Source organism: Shewanella sp. 1311 (assembly GCF_059338235.1).
In genome coordinates, this window is record NZ_CM181686.1 from 465,410 (window position 1) to 482,859 (window position 17,450).

At 46.4% G+C, this 17,450-nt stretch carries 19 protein-coding genes; 6 read left to right on the plus strand and 13 right to left on the minus strand.

Going from position 1 to position 17,450, the window contains the following annotated elements; translation table 11 throughout:
- Positions 1-9 precede the first annotated feature (9 nt).
- Together AC5YB3_RS02110 and AC5YB3_RS02115 are read right to left on the minus strand one after the other, a co-directional pair.
- Complete coding sequence (locus tag AC5YB3_RS02110) at positions 10-1,122, minus strand: lytic murein transglycosylase (protein WP_494526460.1); 1,113 nt, start codon at positions 1,120-1,122, stop codon at positions 10-12.
- Positions 1,123-1,152: 30 nt separating this feature from the next.
- Positions 1,153-1,431, minus strand: a complete 279-nt coding sequence (locus tag AC5YB3_RS02115) for a YcgL domain-containing protein (RefSeq protein ID WP_006081364.1) — start codon at positions 1,429-1,431, stop codon at positions 1,153-1,155.
- 123 nt (positions 1,432-1,554) lie between these two features.
- On the opposite strand from AC5YB3_RS02115, the gene minC reads away from it, so the two are divergent.
- The 3 genes from minC to minE are packed head-to-tail and all read left to right on the plus strand — an operon-like array spanning position 1,555 to position 3,317.
- On the plus strand, positions 1,555-2,220 hold the full coding sequence (gene minC / locus AC5YB3_RS02120) for a septum site-determining protein MinC (protein ID WP_087486474.1): 666 nt from the start codon (positions 1,555-1,557) through the stop codon (positions 2,218-2,220).
- 27 nt (positions 2,221-2,247) lie between these two features.
- Positions 2,248-3,057, plus strand: a complete 810-nt coding sequence (gene minD / locus AC5YB3_RS02125) for a septum site-determining protein MinD (RefSeq protein ID WP_006081362.1) — start codon at positions 2,248-2,250, stop codon at positions 3,055-3,057.
- A 2-nt stretch (positions 3,058-3,059) separates the two neighbouring features.
- Complete coding sequence (gene minE, locus AC5YB3_RS02130; RefSeq protein WP_006081361.1) at positions 3,060-3,317, plus strand: cell division topological specificity factor MinE; 258 nt, start codon at positions 3,060-3,062, stop codon at positions 3,315-3,317.
- Positions 3,318-3,443: 126 nt separating this feature from the next.
- Here minE and rnd read toward each other — a convergent pair whose 3' ends face one another.
- The 7 genes from rnd to tsaB form a co-directional block, all read right to left on the minus strand.
- Complete coding sequence (gene rnd / locus AC5YB3_RS02135; protein WP_494526461.1) at positions 3,444-4,553, minus strand: ribonuclease D; 1,110 nt, start codon at positions 4,551-4,553, stop codon at positions 3,444-3,446.
- Positions 4,554-4,623: 70 nt separating this feature from the next.
- Positions 4,624-6,297 carry a long-chain-fatty-acid--CoA ligase FadD gene (gene fadD / locus AC5YB3_RS02140; RefSeq protein ID WP_494526462.1) on the minus strand — a complete coding sequence of 558 codons (1,674 nt, stop codon included), beginning with the start codon at positions 6,295-6,297 and terminating at the stop codon, positions 4,624-4,626.
- A gap of 201 nt (positions 6,298-6,498) precedes the next feature.
- The gene (locus AC5YB3_RS02145) at positions 6,499-7,365 is read right to left on the minus strand and encodes an alpha/beta fold hydrolase (RefSeq protein ID WP_494526463.1); all 867 of its coding nucleotides are present in this window, start codon (positions 7,363-7,365) and stop codon (positions 6,499-6,501) included.
- A 21-nt stretch (positions 7,366-7,386) separates the two neighbouring features.
- Positions 7,387-8,199, minus strand: a complete 813-nt coding sequence (locus AC5YB3_RS02150) for a class I SAM-dependent methyltransferase (protein WP_494526464.1) — start codon at positions 8,197-8,199, stop codon at positions 7,387-7,389.
- A gap of 210 nt (positions 8,200-8,409) precedes the next feature.
- On the minus strand, positions 8,410-9,138 hold the full coding sequence (locus AC5YB3_RS02155; RefSeq protein WP_259590419.1) for a M50 family metallopeptidase: 729 nt from the start codon (positions 9,136-9,138) through the stop codon (positions 8,410-8,412).
- Entirely contained in the window at positions 9,131-9,445 is a 315-nt protein-coding gene (locus tag AC5YB3_RS02160; RefSeq protein WP_115334814.1) for a hypothetical protein, read from the minus strand. Before AC5YB3_RS02160 ends, AC5YB3_RS02155 begins: the two co-directional genes overlap by 8 nt.
- A 106-nt stretch (positions 9,446-9,551) precedes the next feature.
- A complete protein-coding gene (gene tsaB / locus AC5YB3_RS02165; RefSeq protein WP_494526465.1) occupies positions 9,552-10,265 on the minus strand; it encodes a tRNA (adenosine(37)-N6)-threonylcarbamoyltransferase complex dimerization subunit type 1 TsaB in 714 nt (237 codons plus the stop codon).
- A 351-nt stretch (positions 10,266-10,616) separates the two neighbouring features.
- On the opposite strand from tsaB, the gene hemB reads away from it, so the two are divergent.
- A complete protein-coding gene (hemB, locus tag AC5YB3_RS02170) occupies positions 10,617-11,597 on the plus strand; it encodes a porphobilinogen synthase (protein WP_063882850.1) in 981 nt (326 codons plus the stop codon).
- Positions 11,598-11,697: 100 nt separating this feature from the next.
- Here hemB and AC5YB3_RS02175 read toward each other — a convergent pair whose 3' ends face one another.
- Entirely contained in the window at positions 11,698-12,603 is a 906-nt protein-coding gene (locus tag AC5YB3_RS02175; RefSeq protein WP_494526466.1) for a bifunctional methionine sulfoxide reductase B/A protein, read from the minus strand.
- A 379-nt stretch (positions 12,604-12,982) separates the two neighbouring features.
- Between AC5YB3_RS02175 and AC5YB3_RS02180 the strand changes: the two genes are divergently transcribed.
- Together AC5YB3_RS02180 and ylqF are read left to right on the plus strand one after the other, a co-directional pair.
- The gene (locus AC5YB3_RS02180; RefSeq protein ID WP_006081351.1) at positions 12,983-13,822 is read left to right on the plus strand and encodes an isopenicillin N synthase family dioxygenase; all 840 of its coding nucleotides are present in this window, start codon (positions 12,983-12,985) and stop codon (positions 13,820-13,822) included.
- A gap of 150 nt (positions 13,823-13,972) precedes the next feature.
- The gene (gene ylqF / locus AC5YB3_RS02185) at positions 13,973-14,914 is read left to right on the plus strand and encodes a ribosome biogenesis GTPase YlqF (protein WP_012587827.1); all 942 of its coding nucleotides are present in this window, start codon (positions 13,973-13,975) and stop codon (positions 14,912-14,914) included.
- Positions 14,915-15,114: 200 nt separating this feature from the next.
- Here the strand turns inward: ylqF and AC5YB3_RS02190 are convergent, their stop codons facing one another.
- The 3 genes from AC5YB3_RS02190 to AC5YB3_RS02200 all read right to left on the minus strand — a co-directional run bounded on the left by AC5YB3_RS02190 (position 15,115) and on the right by AC5YB3_RS02200 (position 17,408).
- A complete protein-coding gene (locus AC5YB3_RS02190; protein WP_494527214.1) occupies positions 15,115-15,597 on the minus strand; it encodes a low molecular weight protein-tyrosine-phosphatase in 483 nt (160 codons plus the stop codon).
- 147 nt (positions 15,598-15,744) lie between these two features.
- Positions 15,745-17,001 (minus strand): Y-family DNA polymerase, encoded by a 1,257-nt coding sequence (locus tag AC5YB3_RS02195; protein ID WP_494526467.1) that lies wholly within the window; start codon positions 16,999-17,001, stop codon positions 15,745-15,747.
- Positions 17,001-17,408: a LexA family protein gene (locus tag AC5YB3_RS02200; protein ID WP_283629213.1), complete on the minus strand. Its 408-nt coding sequence runs from the start codon at positions 17,406-17,408 to the stop codon at positions 17,001-17,003. Before AC5YB3_RS02200 ends, AC5YB3_RS02195 begins: the two co-directional genes overlap by 1 nt.
- Between the last annotated feature and the right edge of the window lie 42 nt (positions 17,409-17,450).

A 17,450-nucleotide genomic window follows, 5' to 3' on the forward strand; every position in this document is an offset into this window, starting at 1 on the left:
TATTTTACACTAGTTTATCGGCGGATACTTTATTCTCTCGGACAGATGCGCGACAGAAATCCCGAAATAATCGGTATTCTGCCAGTGCATTAATACGCGGTAATTGCCATAAACGAGGTATTTTCGACCGGTAACACCATCGGGCATGATTAGCGAGGCCTTGATTTCTTCGCGGGACGGCAAATCGGTATGATCAAACTTGCGAATACCGAGAGTTTGCCACTGGGCTAAGGACTGGGGTTTATCTAATCCAGCGACTGCCAAATCAAGCGTTGCAGGCACTTGTACTTGTCGCCCCCAAGTATCATCGCCGTTCCAACCGAGTTGCTGTAGCAAATACGCCGCGGAGGCAAACGCATCTTGTGTGTTGTGCCAAATGTCTTTCTTACCGTCACCATCGCCGTCCTGCCCATAGGCAAGATAACCCGTTGGCATCAGCTGCGTTTGTCCCATGGCGCCATTCCAACGACTTTTAAGATCTTGAAAACCGATATGATCTTTATCCATTATGCTGAGCGCTGCCATAAACTCTTTTTTGAAGAAAGCTTCGCGCTCGCCGCCAAAGGCCAGTGACGCCGTCACAGATATCACAGGATAATCGCCAGAAGCTTCACCAAAGTCGGAGACAAGCCCCCAGAGCGCGACTAAGAAGCGTGGCTGAACAGCGTATTGGCTGGCGATGGCGTTGAGTTGTTGTTCATGCTCTTTAAACAGCACACGTGCGGTGTCAACTTTCCACTCGGGCACAGTGTCGGCGAGATAAGTATCGAGGTTGTGAGTTTTGTCAGTCTGGGGGCTGTCTGTAGCTCGGGCTTTTTTGAAGAGTTTGATCTGGGGAAAGGCTAAATCTAAGGTCGTTTGGCTGATACCCTGAAGACGGGCTTCTTGCTTTAGCTGAATTAAATAATCACTAAAGCTGATTTTCTCATCCGGCTGCTGCGCCATGGCTGGCAAACTGCACGCACTCAGCCAAATGATGAAACAGACAAATGCCCTGATGGGAGCGAAGATATATGCTGCGAGTCGATAAAGCTTATTCTGATAAACCCCAAAGTGACAAACCTTAACTGGGAAAGCATTGGTTTGATAAGCTTGGGTTCGATAAGCACGGTATCGATGCATATACCTTCCTGTTATTTTTATGCTATTGGCTTAATCTTTGATCCCAAGACTGAGCTTATGCTCGGCCAATAAATTCACCTGAGGTGGCGGAATTTGTAAATAAAAGCCGTTTTCTTCCATCGCAGCTCTTACCTTTTGAATATCTGCCATGCCTAACGCATCACGTTTCGCAATAGGAAATACCATCACCAGCTTTGGCACGCCGAACATTTCCATCAAAGGCGCTGGAACATCATCAAAACAATCTCTTTTCTTCACAAATAAATAAGTATCAGCCTTTCGGCTACTTTTATAAACGGCACATAGCATAAGAGTACAAATATCCAATAGTTCAAACTTGCCAGTCAATGGGGCACACTATAACATGGTCGCCTAGTAATTTAATTGTAAAATCAGCGAACCGACTGATGATTTCTGGAGAATAGTGCCGGGATGTCAAAACCTAGCTTAGAGTTAAAAGGCGCTTCTTTTACTCTTTCAGTGCTTCATATTAATAGCAGCGATTTACAAGCTGTCATGACTGAATTAGACAGTAAGTTGGCACAAGCTCCTCAGTTTTTTCTGGGTGCTCCTTTAGTCGTCAATCTGAGTGCGATCCAACACGACAGCTTAAATTTAAGTGCGTTAAAGGATCTGCTGATCTCACGTCAATTAGTGATTGTTGGCATAACGGGCGCGACAACCGTACTCAGTAAACAGGCTAAAGACTTAGGCCTTGCCATAGTCAAAGCCGGAAAACAGAGCAGTACGCCACCGCCTGCACCGCGTCAAACTAAGATAGTGAAGCAAAATATTCGTTCAGGCCAACAAGTCTACGCAAAAAATGGTGATTTAATCATATTTGGTGCGGTAGGCAATGGCGCAGAAGTCATCGCAGATGGTAGCATTCATATCTATGGCGCATTGCGAGGGAAAGCCATGGCAGGCGCGGCGGGCGATACCACCGCCGTCATCATAGCCCACTCTCTGGAGGCCGAACTCGTTTCAATAGCAGGGCAATATTGGCTCGCTGAAAATCTACAACAACATAGCTCAGATAAAAGCGGCTGCATTCGCCTAGACGGTGAGTCGCTTATGGTTGAATCATTGCCCCTCTAAATGGCAGAACAAAGGATAGAGAGAAACATGGCACAAATTATTGTTGTCACTTCAGGTAAAGGCGGCGTAGGTAAAACCACATCGAGTGCTGCGATTGCGACCGGTCTTGCCATGCAAGGACACAAGACAGTCGTTATTGATTTCGATATTGGTTTACGGAATTTAGACTTGATCATGGGTTGCGAGCGTCGTGTGGTTTATGACTTCGTCAATGTGATCAATGGTGAAGCCAATTTAAATCAAGCGCTGATCAAAGATAAGCGCTGCGACAAGTTATTCGTGTTACCCGCTTCACAGACTCGCGATAAAGATGCGCTGACCAAAGAAGGCGTCGGCCGTGTACTGGACGATTTAGCCAAAGACTTTGAGTTTATTCTGTGTGATTCACCTGCGGGGATTGAGCAAGGCGCTATGATGGCACTGTATTTTGCCGACATCGCCATTGTGACCACGAACCCAGAAGTCAGTTCAGTGCGCGACTCAGACCGTATTTTAGGGATGCTGCAGAGCAAATCCCGTCGTGCAGAGCTAAACCTTGAGCCTATCAAAGAATACTTACTGCTGACGCGTTATTCACCGAGCCGTGTAAAATCGGGCGAAATGTTGAGTGTCGACGACGTGAAAGAGATTCTGGCCATTGAATTACTGGGCGTGATCCCTGAATCACAATCGGTACTGAAAGCCTCTAACTCAGGCGTGCCTGTGATTATCGATCAAGAAAGTGATGCAGGTTTAGCCTACAGTGACACAGTTGCACGTTTACTGGGCGAAGATGTACCAGTACGCTTTATTACGGAAGAAAAGAAAGGTTTCTTACAACGGATATTTGGTAGCTAATTATGTCTTTACTCGACTATTTCAAAAGCAAGAAAAAGCCTAGCACTGCGGTAATGGCTAAAGAGCGCCTACAGATCATTGTGGCTCATCAACGTGGACAAAGGGACACTCCCGATTACTTCCCGCAGATGAAACAAGAGATCATCGCCGTTATTCGTAAATATGTGCAGATTTCTGATGATCAAGTTTCTGTGCAGTTAGATCAAAACGACGCGAACCTGTCGGTACTCGAACTTAACGTCACATTGCCTGACAGATAAGTCGATTACGCAAAAAGCGTCATCTTCTGTGGAAGATGACGCTTTTTGTTGGCTGTTTTCCAGCTTAAATGCTGCGCATAAAGTACAAGACTTCACGCGCAAGATTTAAATACTAGATTAAAAGCCTTAGACCTCAAGCTTAGCTAGGGACTCAGCGGCAATCTCGCCCCGCCATCCGCATAACACCGCGGGCAAATCCCCTTGTTGCTTATCCCAACGCCATTGCAAAAACTCATGGATATGACGTTTAGAACCGAGCATTTCCTGCGGCACATCATGCTGTTCGCACAACTCGACTAAGCAGCTTTTAATCGCCTTAAAGGCCGATTTGTAACCTGATTTTAACGCTAACACATCCACTAACTCGGGTAAATTGACCAAATCAGCGGTTTGCAGCACACGTAATAAGTCTTTGCCGTGAATACGTTTTTCTTGTTCAGTCAAATCATTGAGCTTAAACAAGTCGGCCGAGGATTTAGGTTGCTTCTTCGCTAATGCGATAAGACCATGATCTTTGACCACAAAACCTAGAGCTAAATCACGCACTAAAGCTTTTTCAAGACGCCACTTAGCAAGCACTTTAAGGTAAGCCAATTGGATTTCAGTCAGTTGGAAAGCATTTTTCACTTTCAAATAGGCAGTGTCGAGATCAGGATCGGCAAGCCTACCCTGAGTCATCCTCTCCCCTTCCTCGTATAACCAAGCTAAACGCCCTTGGCTGCTGAGTTTCGCTTCCAGTTGAGGATAGAGCTGATACAAATACAAGACGTCATTAGCGGCGTAGCTTAACTGTGCTTCCGTTAAAGGACGGCGGATCCAATCGGTACGCGACTCGCCTTTATCGATCACTTCACCAAGGCAAGTTTCAACTAACTTGGCATAACCCACACCGTGGCCCATACCGCACAAAGAGGCGGCAATTTGGCTATCAAACAAAGGCGTAGGCTGACATTTACCGTAGTGGGCAAACACTTCTAAGTCTTCACTGCATGAATGCACTAACTTAATGATATTAGGGTCCGATAACAGCGCCCAAAACTGGGCTAAATCAGGTAAAGCCACCGGATCAATCAAAGCTAAGGTTTTACCATCATAGGCTTGGATCAAACCTAACTTGGCATAATAAGTACGAGTACGAACAAACTCGGTATCTAAAACGAGTATCTTACTCTGTTTATATTGGGCAACGAGGGCATTAAGGCTTGCTTCATCACTCACATATTGAAACGCTGACAAATTCTTCTCCAGATCCTGTGGGTCAATCACAGTCCATAAAAACAAAAGCCGGCAAATGCCGGCTTCAATCTTACGCGCGCTTAGCTTCGTCTCTAAGCTCTCGTCGCAAGATTTTACCCACGTTGGTTTTAGGTAACTCGTTCCTAAATTCTACCAGCTTCGGTACTTTATATCCCGTTAAATGAATACGGCAGTGCTTAATGATGTCTTCAGCGGTTAAAGATTTATCTTTTGCCACCACAAATACCTTCACTAACTCACCACTGGCGTCGTTTGGCACACCAACAGCGGCCACTTCAATCACTTTAGGATGCAGTGCGACCACTTCTTCGACTTCATTGGGGAATACGTTAAAGCCTGAAACTAAGATCATGTCTTTCTTACGATCGACAATATAGAAGAAGCCTTTCTCATCCATGTAACCAATATCGCCCGTGGCTAACCAGCCGTCGGTATCAATCACTTTGGCAGTTTCTTCAGGACGTTGCCAATAGCCTTTCATCACTTGCGGGCCCTTACCAAACAGCTCACCGGTTTCGCCTTGAGCTAATACCTTGCCGTCATCGTCACGGATTTGAATGAGCGTCGAAGGTGCAGGGAAACCAATTGAACCGTTGTAACCATCTAAATTATATGGGCAACAGGTTAATAAAGGTGAGGCTTCAGTCAGACCATAACCTTCGAGTAAACGGGTCTTAGTGATAGCTTGCCATTTATCCGCGACGGCTTTTTGTACCGCCATGCCGCCACCGATAGACAGTTTCAAGCGTGAAAAATCCAACTGGGAAAATTCATCACTGTTCACTAACGCGTTAAACAAGGTGTTTACCCCAGTCAATGCAGTGAAAGGATACTTTTTCAACTCGGCAACAAATCCTGGGATATCACGAGGATTGGTGATAAGTAAGTTCTGGCTGCCTTTGTGCAAAAACAGCAGGCAATTCACGGTCAACGCGAAGATGTGATACAGCGGCAAAGCCGTTACAACAAACTCGCTGCCATCGTTTAAGGCGGGCGAATAAGCGCCATCGGCCTGCAATACGTTGGCGACAATATTGCCATGGGTCAACATAGCGCCTTTAGACACCCCAGTTGTGCCGCCTGTATATTGCAAAAACGCTAAATCGTCGTTAGTGACGTCAGGCTTGATGTATTGCATGCGACGACCGGTTGATAAGGTATCGCGCATCGATAGGGCGTGGGGTAAGTCGTATTTAGGGACGAGCTTCTTAATGTACTTCACCACAAAGTTCACTAAGGTGCGTTTTGGCGCACTTAATTGGTCTCCTAAACTGGTGATAATGACGCTTTCAACGGGCGTTTGTTCGACAACTTCTTCTAAGGTGCGGGCGAAGTTTGACACTACAACTATGGCTTTGGCGCCCGAGTCAATCAACTGATGTTTTAGTTCGCGCGGGGTATATAGCGGGTTAACGTTAACGACCACCATACCGGCACGTAAAACCCCAAACAGTGCAATCGGGTATTGCAACAGGTTTGGCATCATCAAGGCGACGCGATCGCCCTTTTCAAGCTTTAATTCATTTTGTAGATACGCGGCGAATGCACGGCTGCGTTCTTCCAATTTACGATAGGTTAGCGTGGCACCCATGTTAATAAATGCAGGTTGGTCTTCATACTTAGCCACCGCTGTTTCGAACATATCAACAAGCGATGAGTACTGCTCCACATTAATTTCAGCAGGCACATCTTTTGGCAAATGATTAATCCAAGGCTGATCCACTACTCTCTCCTAAATCCCCACAACTGCGGAAACAATATCCATACAAGCGTCAAGACTCGATAAATACCGAGTTAAAATACCGGCTTACATTTTATAGTTATTGATTGACTCGTCATAAATCATACGAGCGTTTTAATTTTGATCATCATCACATAAAAAAAACAAAAAACCTAGCGTCTTTTTTAGGGCGCCAAAGGCAGCCTATTTAACGAATTCGCGGATCAAGCGTGCAACACCTTCAGCATTGTCCATGTGCACATGATGATCGCCCTCGATTATATGTTCAGACAAATGTTTGAACCAAGTTCGCGCCTTAGGTATGGCGGTCTGCAACTGGCTAAATCCTTGTTTACCGCAGACTAATAAGGTTTCAATATTGATGTCCTGCATCAAGGCATCAACTTGGGCGAAGGTTAGCCGTTGGGGTGAATCTAATCTCAATCGAGGATCACTGCGCCAACCTATGCCCTCACCTTCGGGCTGCATATTACGCTCGAGCAACAGACGACACCAAGGTTCGGCAAGTCCTGTTAAATGTGCCCTCGCCCGTACAGCGGTATCTATGCCGTCGTAAATTTTTGCCTGCCCATGCTTCTGGGTTAAATACTTCTCGTGTTGATAGAAGCTTTTCCTTAGTCGTGCTTTCGCCTGCGTTGGCGGCTCAGACAAGGGGCTTAACGCTTCAATCAATACCAGCTTGTTGACCTTTTCAGGGAAGGTCGCCGTATACGCCGAGGCAATAATGCCACCGAGCGAATGCCCAACCATGGCCACAGGTTTTTGCGGTAATGCCGTTAACAGTGCATCCAAATCATACAAGTAATCAATCCAATGCAGCGGATAATGCCCCGGCCTGTGCATCGAAAAGCCGTGTCCAGGCCAGTCAATGGCGAGCACTTGATAATCGAGTAAATGTGCCGCTAAGGGCTCAAAACTGTTGGCGTTATCTAACCAGCCATGTAAGGCCAGTAATAAAGGTTTATCCTTCGCCCCCCATAATCGGCCCGCGACCTTAATATGAGGTAATACAAATTCGATTTGATTTTTGGGGGCGAGAGATTGCCACATAATGCCTCTGATGTCAGGTGATTAAGATGATTTTTTGACAAATTTGAGTGTCATACGATCACTTTCACCGATCGCTTGGAATTTTTCTTTATCCGTGTCACCCAAAGCAAAGGATGGCGGTAGCGTCCAAACACCTTTGGCGTAATCCTTAGTATCTTTGGGGTTCGCATTGATTTCGGCGCTTTCAACTAAGGTGAAACCGGCTTTTTTGGCTAGAGCAACCATGGCCGCTTGATCCATATAGCCAGTGCTAAAATTCATCCTTTCGTTGGCTCTATGCTCCACCACACCAAAGACACCGCCGTCTTTCAATACTTTATATGACGCGGCAAACACATTCTCTAACTGATCACTTGATGCCCAGTTATGAAGATTACGGAAGGTTAATACCAGATCGGCACTGCCATCGGCGCCTAAGTCCATCTTATTTGGGGGATCGAAAGTGACCATTTTGGCATTGCCCATGACGTCTTTATTAGCCGTCATCCACGCAGCATACTTAGTACCAGCGTTGGCGCGATAGCGATTCCCAGGCGTGTCCGTCGCGGGAGCAGTTTCAAAACTGGCGGCGATATATTGGCCTTCTTTGGCTAAATAAGGCCCTAATATTTCGCTATACCAACCATTACCTGGCCAGAGTTCAATCACAGTTTGTGTTGGGGTAATACCAAAAAAACTTAAGGTTTCAGCGGGATGGCGATAAACGTCACGGCTGGCATTTTTAGCCTGGCGAAAATCGCTTTTTAAGACTTTATCTAAACTTTCATCGGCGTAGGTAACACTCGAACATAAACCAGCAAGCAATAGACTGGCAACTAAGGTGACTTTTTTCATTGTAATTCTCCATGGATACCGAAGGCTTAAGCTAGCAGCCAATGGCCAAAAATCCAAGGAATAGAAGTCGTAAAACCTAGGTTTGAGTGACATAAGTGGTTATGGCTCAAAGTGATGAGTCAATTCACCTTTAGCTAAACCAATAAAGCGCAAAGCGGAAAAAAGCCAGAGGAAACACAATACGCCTGAGGTATTAATTAACCTTGATGACTAACGACTTGCAGCGTTATCGACACGGCGCCACGCAAAATACAAGGCGCAGGCACTGGTTAATAACCAGAGTCCCACCCAGATCCACGCGGGGATCCAAGAACGTTCTGCCAACATCACCGCATCACCTTGGCCATCAAGCCCGAGCAACACAGTTGGACTTGCCAGCGCATTGAGCATAATCATCAAGCCAATAATACGTAGAAACTGGGTCAGCATCTTGTTTTGACTGAGTTTAAGCGGTAACAACAAAATAATAGTGAGTACGGCTAGAATCGCCAGCGTGAGGATGTCCCTTCCCCAAAGCAAGCCGCTTAGCACCACTAAAGCGCCCAGCAAGGCAAAACTCACGCGGATCCCCTTTGGCCAAGTCGCGAGCAAGTAGATTAAATATCCCCAACAGGCCGCGCCAAAATACCCAGCAAAACCAATCAACATCGGCGAACCGCCTTGGCTAAAACAAAAGCCTGCGCCGTTAGGAAACAACTGAATATGGGTGACCACGCCCGAGCTTAATATCGTCGCAATGCCGTGGGATAATTCATGGAAATAGCTTTCAAGCCATTTAAACGGCACGCTTAAATAGGGAATGCGAGTGATGAGTAACGCCACCACCAGCTCGATAATAAACAAGCCTCGGCTTGGCACACCGCTGGCGGCTAAACCTGTTAATTTAGAAGAGGAAAATCGCGAGGTAGAACGGGGAGGCTTTTGTTGATGTTCAAGCATACAAGTCCACGCCAACCATTTGCTGAATTTCATCGCGTTTGGCGGCATGTTGAGTTTGTAAATATTGGGCTATCGCCCCCTGATGGCCACGCGTGTCTTGCTCATACTCTAGGTGGGCGCCGAGCCTTGACTGTAAATTTCCCGCTGCGCTTTTACTTTTAGGCTGAGTCTCTAAACTAAGGGCTTCGACGGCATCTTGATCAATCACTGGGCGTGACGATTCAGGTGCGGTTAGCCCCTGAGCGATAGCGGGTCTATTACTCGCTACAGCATTCGTCAAACTCATTTGATTCACATTAACTTGCATCAAGAAGCCTTAAGTTTGCACTATCCATCGTTAAGCCATTCATCGTAAAGAATGCTTAGCATTAATTGCCTGAGATTCTATCGCAGATACTCAGGCAAAGAACAGCTTATTCACGACCGGGTAACTTTTTCCATGTAACTGTATCACGTAAATACACAGGTTCAAGCTCATCGACCGAGGTTGTTAGCCCTGCTTTGATACCTGTCTCAGCCAATATCAGCATAGCCCTTGCATCGGGATATTTCACGGCGTCGAGAGCTAAAATCCCTTTGCCGAGTGCCAGTAAATCCGGATAAGCATCAAAACCGGTGCCGCAAGCCACAATGGGCGCTTCAGTATCAAGCTGAAGTTGTACTTTGGCAGGTGCACTGACCACTTCTTTACCGACTAATGTCGCAATACCATCGACGGCCACAAACTGCCCCCAATACACTTCGCCCATGCGCGCATCAATGGCACACAGCACTTGCTCGGCTTGGTGCTCGCTAATGGCCATTTGTGCCATTGCCGCTAAGGTTGAAATACCAATCACAGGCAAATCTAACCCCAGTGCCAGACCTTGGGTCATGCTAGTGCAAATACGGATCCCCGTAAAACTGCCAGGACCTCGACCATAGGCAATCGCCGCCACTTTATCTAAGCTAATGCCCGCTTGTTTGAGCACCGAATCGACCATAGGCAACAGACGCTGGCTGTGTTCACGCGGCGCATCGGCAAGTTCAGCATAAATCTGACCTTGATATTGCAGCGCAGCTGAGCAGGATTCGGTACAAGTGTCTAAGGCAAGAATACAAGCAGAGTGTTCGTGTGTTATTGTCATTTCAAAACCGGATTAGCGGGCAAGATTTCGCATCAAGTTGACCATTTCGGTATTGTGCGAATATGCCATGAGTAAACTGGCGCAAATAATAACATCAAATGCCCGAAAACAAAGGGCTAAGCAAGCAAGTCAGCTAAAATAGCGCCCGCATGATATCCAGTAGCAAATCAGGACTTGATGGATTTATGTGATCTAAGTCAATGATCGATAAACTCATTAAGGAATACCGCCAGCTTGGGGAAACTTTTTCAACTTTGCTTGTCAGAGCAGACAAGTCTGGATTGAATTCATTCCTTGCCATTCCTTTACTATTGTACGATTGCACTAACCCGCCTTCGATAAGGATATTTCATGTTAAACACGCCTCCATTGCGTCGCCTAAGACGCTTACGTAGTTCAGAAGCGATGCGCGATCTGCTGCGCGAAACCCATATTTCGTTAAGCGATCTCATCCATCCCCTGTTCATAGAAGAACATATCACCCACGCAGTGCCTATCTCCACGCTACCTGGTATCAGCCGTTTACCAGAGAGTGCACTGGCGGATGAAGTTCGCGAACTTTACGCCCTAGGGATCCGTTATGTAATGCCCTTTGGGATTTCGCACACTAAGGATGATAAAGGCAGTGACACATGGGATGACAATGGCTTGCTCGCCCGCATGGTGCGCACCATTAAAGCCGCCGTGCCTGAGATGATGGTGATCCCCGACATTTGTTTTTGTGAATACACAGATCACGGCCATTGCGGCGTGGTGCACAATAATGAAGTCTGCAACGATCTCACAGTCGAAAATTTAGTTAAGCAATCTGTGACTGCCGCCAAAGCGGGCGCCGACATGCTAGCGCCATCGGCCATGATGGACGGTCAAGTGAAAGCCATTCGCCAAGGGCTCGATGCCGCAGGTTTTGAGCATGTGGCGATTCTGGCCCACTCGGCAAAATTCGCCTCTTCCTTCTACGGTCCTTTTAGAGCGGCGGTCGATTGTGAACTCAGTGGTAACCGCAAGGGATATCAGCTTGATTATGCCAACGGTCGCCAAGCCCTGTTAGAAGCCTCATTAGATGAAGCCGAAGGCGCCGATATCCTAATGGTTAAACCCGGTACGCCCTACTTGGATGTGTTAAGCCGTTTAAGACAAGAAACCCACTTGCCACTCGCCGCCTATCAAGTCGGCGGCGAATATGCGGGCATCAAGTTTGCCGCCCTTGCAGGTGCGTTGGATGAGCGTGCAGTGGTGACTGAAACGTTTGTCGGCTTAAAGCGGGCCGGAGCGGATTTGATTGTCAGCTATTACACCAAACAATACGCCCAGTGGTTAGCCGAGAGTTGATAGTTACCTCGGTAACTACGTTGCGGACATTAAAAAATCTATAAAAAAACGCCACCTTTATCGGTGGCGTTTTTGTATTTAGCATCCTGCGCTGAATTGCTTAAGCTTTTTGCAATCGTGCAAACAAGGCTTTCACTTTTTCGACTTTAGGGCGCACGACCATCTGACAATAAGGTTGCTCACCGTGTAAAGCAAAGTAGTCATTGTGATAGTTTTCAGCGGGATAAAACGTCTCAAATGCTGACACTTGGGTCACAATCGGCGCATCAAAAACCTTGGCCGTCGCTAATTGAGTCAACATAGCAGTGGTTTGCTCAATCTGCTCAGCATTATGGGCAAACACCACGGAGCGATATTGTGGCCCCTTATCATTGCCTTGACGATTGAGCGTGGTCGGATCATGACTCTCAAAAAAGACCTGCAACAGCGTCGTAAAATCAATTTCCTCTGGGTTGAACTCGACATGCACAACCTCAGCATGGCCAGTTTGGCCCGAGCAAACCGATTTATAATCGGCATCATGGCCATCACCGCCAGCATAGCCAGAAGTCACATTCACCACGCCTTTTAGGCTTTGAAAGATCGCCTCGACGCACCAAAAACACCCCGCACCAAAAGTCGCAAAGCTGTTCGATGCAGGTTCAACAGCATCATCCATCCCTTTAAAAACCATAGAAACGGAGTTAACACAGTGACGAATATTGTTGGGTGTTAGCATCTCACCTTCAAAAACATGGCCTAAGTGACCACCACACTGGCTACAGACAATCTCGGTTCTGCGGCCATCGGCGTCGACATGGCGCGTTACAGCACCGGCGATTTCATCATCGAAAGCTGGCCAGCCACAATGGGCATTAAATTTATGCTCAGAGCGGTACAAGGGCGCATGGCATTTTTTGCACAAATACAAACCCTTGGCATCATGATCATAATACTCACCACTAAAGGGGCGTTCAGTGCCTTTATCTTCGATAACATAGCGTTCAAAATCAGTCAGTTTGTTCATATTAATGCCCTTTCGACTCACGTCGTTGTCTATTTTGATACTCTTTGATTAAGTTGATTAAGCAGCTGTTCCATAAAAAGCCAACATAAGACCCACTCCGAACAAGATATCTTGCACTCGGGTTCAAAATGCGGCTGACATCCATCCAATCACAACAAATCCAATAACCCATACTAACGGGTTTAACGGCTAAAATCTTGCCACTTAAGTGAGTCCTAATCTAAGCATTTAAATCAGTGCGCATTAAGCGACAACATAAATGACGGAAAATACAGCAGTTGCTCTCACTCACCCTCGCTGAGTATTTGCACCCGCTCCAACGCACGGCTACACTTGCAGCGGGTCAAATTACAACTAAATATAACAAGTAGAAACCACAATGAAATTAGAAACCATTGATTACCGCGCTGAAAACAGTGCCCAGCAATTCGTTGAATCACTTAGGGAAACTGGCTTTGGTGTTTTATCTAATCATCCGATTGATAAGCGCTTAGTTGAAGACATCTACACCGAGTGGCAAGCCTTTTTTAACTCAGAAGCCAAAAACGACTACATGTTTAAAAAGGAAACCCACGACGGTTTCTTCCCCGCATCGATTTCTGAAACAGCCAAAGGCAACACAGTCAAAGACATTAAAGAGTATTACCACGTGTACCCTTGGGGGCGGATCCCCGATTCACTGCGTGCCAATATTCTCGCCTATTACGACAAAGCCAACGCGCTGGCCGCTGAGCTTTTAGAGTGGATTGAAACCTACTCTCCAGAAGACGTAAAAGCCAAGTTTTCAATGCCATTGCCAGAAATGATCGCCAACAGCCAAAAAACCTTACTGCGCATTCTGCATTACCCGCCGATGACAGGCAGTGAAGAAATGGGCGCCATTCGCGCTGCAGCCCACGAAGATATCAACCTTATCACTGTGTTACCTGCCGCCAATGAGCCAGGACTGCAAGTGAAAGCCAAAGATGGCACTTGGTTAGATGTCCCCAGTGATTTTGGCAGCATCATTATCAATATCGGTGACATGCTACAGGAAGCGTCTGGCGGCTATTTCCCGTCGACGTCACATCGCGTCATCAATCCTGAAGGTACGGATAAAACCAAGCCAAGGATCTCTTTGCCGTTATTTTTGCATCCAAACCCTGCTGTCGTGCTGTCTGAGCGTTATACCGCCGACAGTTATCTGATGGAAAGACTGCGCGAGCTTGGCGTTATTTAACCCTTAATACCGCCCATTAATCAGAGTGACAATCGCAAGAGACAGTCAAGGATTAAGCGATTAAAGCGCCTTAGGGCGCTTTTTTTATGACATTCGCCACCTTCAAGGTAGAATAGCCGTTCTTTAAGTTATTTAGGACAAGGCGTTATCATGGCAATTCAGTGGTATCCAGGGCATATGCACAAGGCACGCAAAGAGATTGAAGAGGCAATGCCTCAGGTCGATCTTGTTATCGAAGTGCTGGACGCGCGTATTCCCTACAGTAGCGAAAACCCCATGGTGGCTCAGCTTCGAGGCGACAAACCTTGTATCAAACTGCTCAATAAATCTGATCTGGCCGATCCAGAGATCACTGCGCAATGGATTGAATACTTAGAACGCGAACAAGGCGTTAAAGCCACCGCGATCACCACACTGCAAGCGGCGATGGTGAAAAAGATCCCTGATATCTGCCGTAAGTTAGTGCCAAGTCGCGATAAAACCGAAAAAGACATTCGCACTATGATTATGGGGATCCCCAACGTTGGGAAATCCACCATCATCAATACCTTAGCTGGCCGTGTTATCGCCAAAACCGGTAACGAACCAGCGGTCACCAAAACCCAGCAAAGGATCAATTTACGTAACGGTATCGTACTCTCAGACACCCCAGGGATTTTGTGGCCCAAAGTGGATAACGAAGCGAGCAGCTATCGCCTCGCCGTCACTGGCGCTATCAAAGATACCGCAATGGAATATGAAGATGTAGCCCTGTTCGCCGCTAAGTATTTCTTAACCGCTTATCCAAAAGAGATTTGTGAGCGCTATAACCTCAGTGAACTACCAAAGGATGATGTGGCTTTACTCGAAGCGATTGGCCGTAAACGTGGCGCACTACGTCCCGGTGGTCGCATCGATATGCACAAGGCATCTGAGTTATTGCTGCATGAATACCGCTCAGGCAAAATCGGCCTCCTTTCGTTAGAAACGCCAGCGATGGCCGAGCTTGAGAAGATTGAAGTCGCCCGCATCATGGCCATAAAAGAAGCCGAGAAAGAAGCCAAACTGGCGAATGAAAAGCTGAAACGTTCAGGCAAACGCCATAACGACTAAGCCATCACGACTAAATCAGCTTGCGACTCTGCGAGCGTTGAAAATAACACGCGGAGTGTGTTGAAGATAAGGCGCTGATGACTTTGATATTCAAGCTTATTAGGCTAATTCATCAAATTTAAAATTTAAGCCAGCATATTGAATATGCTGGCTTTTTTATTCGCCTAAATAATAGCGTTAACAAACACTGTCACGCGCAACTACTTTTGTGGACCAGAGGTCAGTCTATCAAGCAAGGCATCCATACTATGCTCTAATAAATCCAACACCAGTTCAAAGCCCTGCTCGCCACCATAGTAAGGGTCCGGCACTTCTGTGACTTGCGTATCCGCATAAGAGAGCATTAACTGTAACTTGTACTCATACTCGAGCGGGCAACGGCTACGCAAATCCGCTAAATTGGCCTTATCCGCCGCCAAAATTAAATCAAAGTGTTCAAAGTCGACATCCACAACCTGCCGTGCCCGCATTCCATCGAAACTAAAACCCCGCTTTTTCCCCGCCGCCATAGCACGGCTATCAGGCCTATCCCCTTGGTGATAACCAATAGTACCCGCAGAGTCCACCTCAATATTAAGCCTGCGCTGCGCAACCTTAAAGCGACACACAGCTTCTGCCGTCGGTGAACGGCAGATATTGCCCATATAAACACAACAAACAAGATAAATCACAATAAAATCAATTAATTAAATGCTGTTTGAAGTGTTTTTATAGAGAGCATTGAACAAATTTAAATGCTATTTTAATCAATTACTTATTTTGGGTTTTGGAGAGAGAAAGTGTGAATAATGCTCCTTAATAGGCCAAAACTAGACGTCTATTTCAACTAATCAACACTTTATCTCTGGCAGACATTTCCATTTAGTCGTGTATTGCGGTGTGAGTAGATCACGGCGCATGGCCCATTTTTGCTCGATACCTTGGGCGGCTATGAATAAGGTGTCTGTGCCATAACGTTGATTGATGCCATCAAGGGTCTTCATTAATGCTGGTTTGGCTTTTGAGACATTGAATAAATCTAACTGGCCATGCTGGGTGCTGACCAAATCAATCAGTCCTACACCAACTTTATAATAACGAACGCCGGCACGAAAAAGTTGAGATGCTGCTTGTGTCATACCTTGAGTGAGTTCAATGCTGCAATCGGTAGCACAAGCAAAGTGCACTAAGGTCTTAAAGCCTGTTGGGCGTTCATCGTAGGGGGAATTGCTGGCAAACAACAACATGGTTTTACAGCTTGAACCTTGCTTACGCGCTTTCGCTGCGGCAATCGCCACATGTTTACTTAAGGCTTGCAGTAAATCCTCATACTCGGTAATACGCTCGCCCACACTACGAGTCGAGAATATTTGCTTCTTATCCGCCCTCGCCTCGTCCCACACTTTGCACGCTTGCCCGTTGAGTTCACGTACAGTGCGTTCTATTTCAATACTAAATTGCTTTCGCGCTAAACCTGCAGGGATTTTTGCTAAGTCATAAGCGGTTTTTACGTTCATCAATTCAAGTTTTTTGCTTATCCTGCGTCCAATGCCCCAGACATCATTCACATTCATTGATTGTAAAATTGAAATCCTGTCTTGTTCATTATCGATAACACACACACCGTGATAGCCAGGTAACTTCTTTGCCGCATGATTGGCTGCTTTAGCCAGTGTGAGTGTTGAGCCTATGCCGACACAAACCGGTAAACGTGTCTCTTTCCAAACCGCTTTTCGAATCAACTGACCTTGGGCTCGCAAGCACTTAATGGCAGGGTAACTATTTTTAAAGGAGAGAAAGCTTTCATCAATCGAATAGACATGCTGCTCTGGTGCAAATCGGCCAATGATATTCATCATCTTTGCAGATAAATCGGCATAGAGTTCATAGTTACTTGAACAAACAATGACACCTAATTTCGTGCACAGGTCTTTGACTTGAAAGTATGGTGCAAACTTAGGAACGCCCCGTTCTTTCGCTTGCTTGTTTGCCGCTACAATGCAGCCATCGTTGTTGCTCAACACAATCATTGGCTTACCACGCCAATCAGGTCTAAATACCTGCTCGGCACTGCAATAGAAACTATTGGCGTCAACCAAGGCAAACATCAGATGTCCGCTAATAATGGACTTTGGCGATGACAACGAACAGAACGAATAACAACACCTTCAATCGTAAAGTTATCGTAATCGTGAATAGGCTGAGGTTGGTGCTGTTCATTCGATGACAGCAGCATGCGATGCGTTTTATCGAGGATTTTACATACAAATTCACCGTTGAAATTGGCAACAATCACATCACCATGACGCGCGGTTTCTTGGCGGTCAACAATCAGTAAATCGCCATAAAAAATGCCCACGCCCTGCATTGAGTCACCTTTTGCGACACCAATAAAAGTCGCGCTGGGATGCACAACTAACAGCTCATCAAGGCTGAGACCCAACTGACTATATTCAGCTGCAGGGCTTTCGAAGCCAGTGATACCGGCACTGGCATAGATGGGGATAATACGCATAGTCAACACCACTGTTTTTATATAAGGGCTATCCACTTAGCA

Coding starts and splice junctions, on each gene's coding strand:
- hemB (WP_063882850.1), top strand. CDS start 10,617: ATGTTAAACACGCCTCCATTGCGTCGCCTAAGACGCTTACGTAGTTCA.
- AC5YB3_RS02145 (WP_494526463.1), bottom strand. CDS start 7,365: ATGTGGCAATCTCTCGCCCCCAAAAATCAAATCGAATTTGTATTACCT.
- minE (WP_006081361.1), top strand. CDS start 3,060: ATGTCTTTACTCGACTATTTCAAAAGCAAGAAAAAGCCTAGCACTGCG.
- minC (WP_087486474.1), top strand. CDS start 1,555: ATGTCAAAACCTAGCTTAGAGTTAAAAGGCGCTTCTTTTACTCTTTCA.
- AC5YB3_RS02180 (WP_006081351.1), top strand. CDS start 12,983: ATGAAATTAGAAACCATTGATTACCGCGCTGAAAACAGTGCCCAGCAA.
- AC5YB3_RS02155 (WP_259590419.1), bottom strand. CDS start 9,138: ATGCTTGAACATCAACAAAAGCCTCCCCGTTCTACCTCGCGATTTTCC.
- AC5YB3_RS02160 (WP_115334814.1), bottom strand. CDS start 9,445: ATGCAAGTTAATGTGAATCAAATGAGTTTGACGAATGCTGTAGCGAGT.
- tsaB (WP_494526465.1), bottom strand. CDS start 10,265: ATGACAATAACACACGAACACTCTGCTTGTATTCTTGCCTTAGACACT.
- AC5YB3_RS02115 (WP_006081364.1), bottom strand. CDS start 1,431: ATGCTATGTGCCGTTTATAAAAGTAGCCGAAAGGCTGATACTTATTTA.
- AC5YB3_RS02175 (WP_494526466.1), bottom strand. CDS start 12,603: ATGAACAAACTGACTGATTTTGAACGCTATGTTATCGAAGATAAAGGC.
- AC5YB3_RS02150 (WP_494526464.1), bottom strand. CDS start 8,199: ATGAAAAAAGTCACCTTAGTTGCCAGTCTATTGCTTGCTGGTTTATGT.
- ylqF (WP_012587827.1), top strand. CDS start 13,973: ATGGCAATTCAGTGGTATCCAGGGCATATGCACAAGGCACGCAAAGAG.
- AC5YB3_RS02110 (WP_494526460.1), bottom strand. CDS start 1,122: ATGCATCGATACCGTGCTTATCGAACCCAAGCTTATCAAACCAATGCT.
- AC5YB3_RS02195 (WP_494526467.1), bottom strand. CDS start 17,001: ATGTTTGCCTTGGTTGACGCCAATAGTTTCTATTGCAGTGCCGAGCAG.
- minD (WP_006081362.1), top strand. CDS start 2,248: ATGGCACAAATTATTGTTGTCACTTCAGGTAAAGGCGGCGTAGGTAAA.
- AC5YB3_RS02200 (WP_283629213.1), bottom strand. CDS start 17,408: ATGCGTATTATCCCCATCTATGCCAGTGCCGGTATCACTGGCTTCGAA.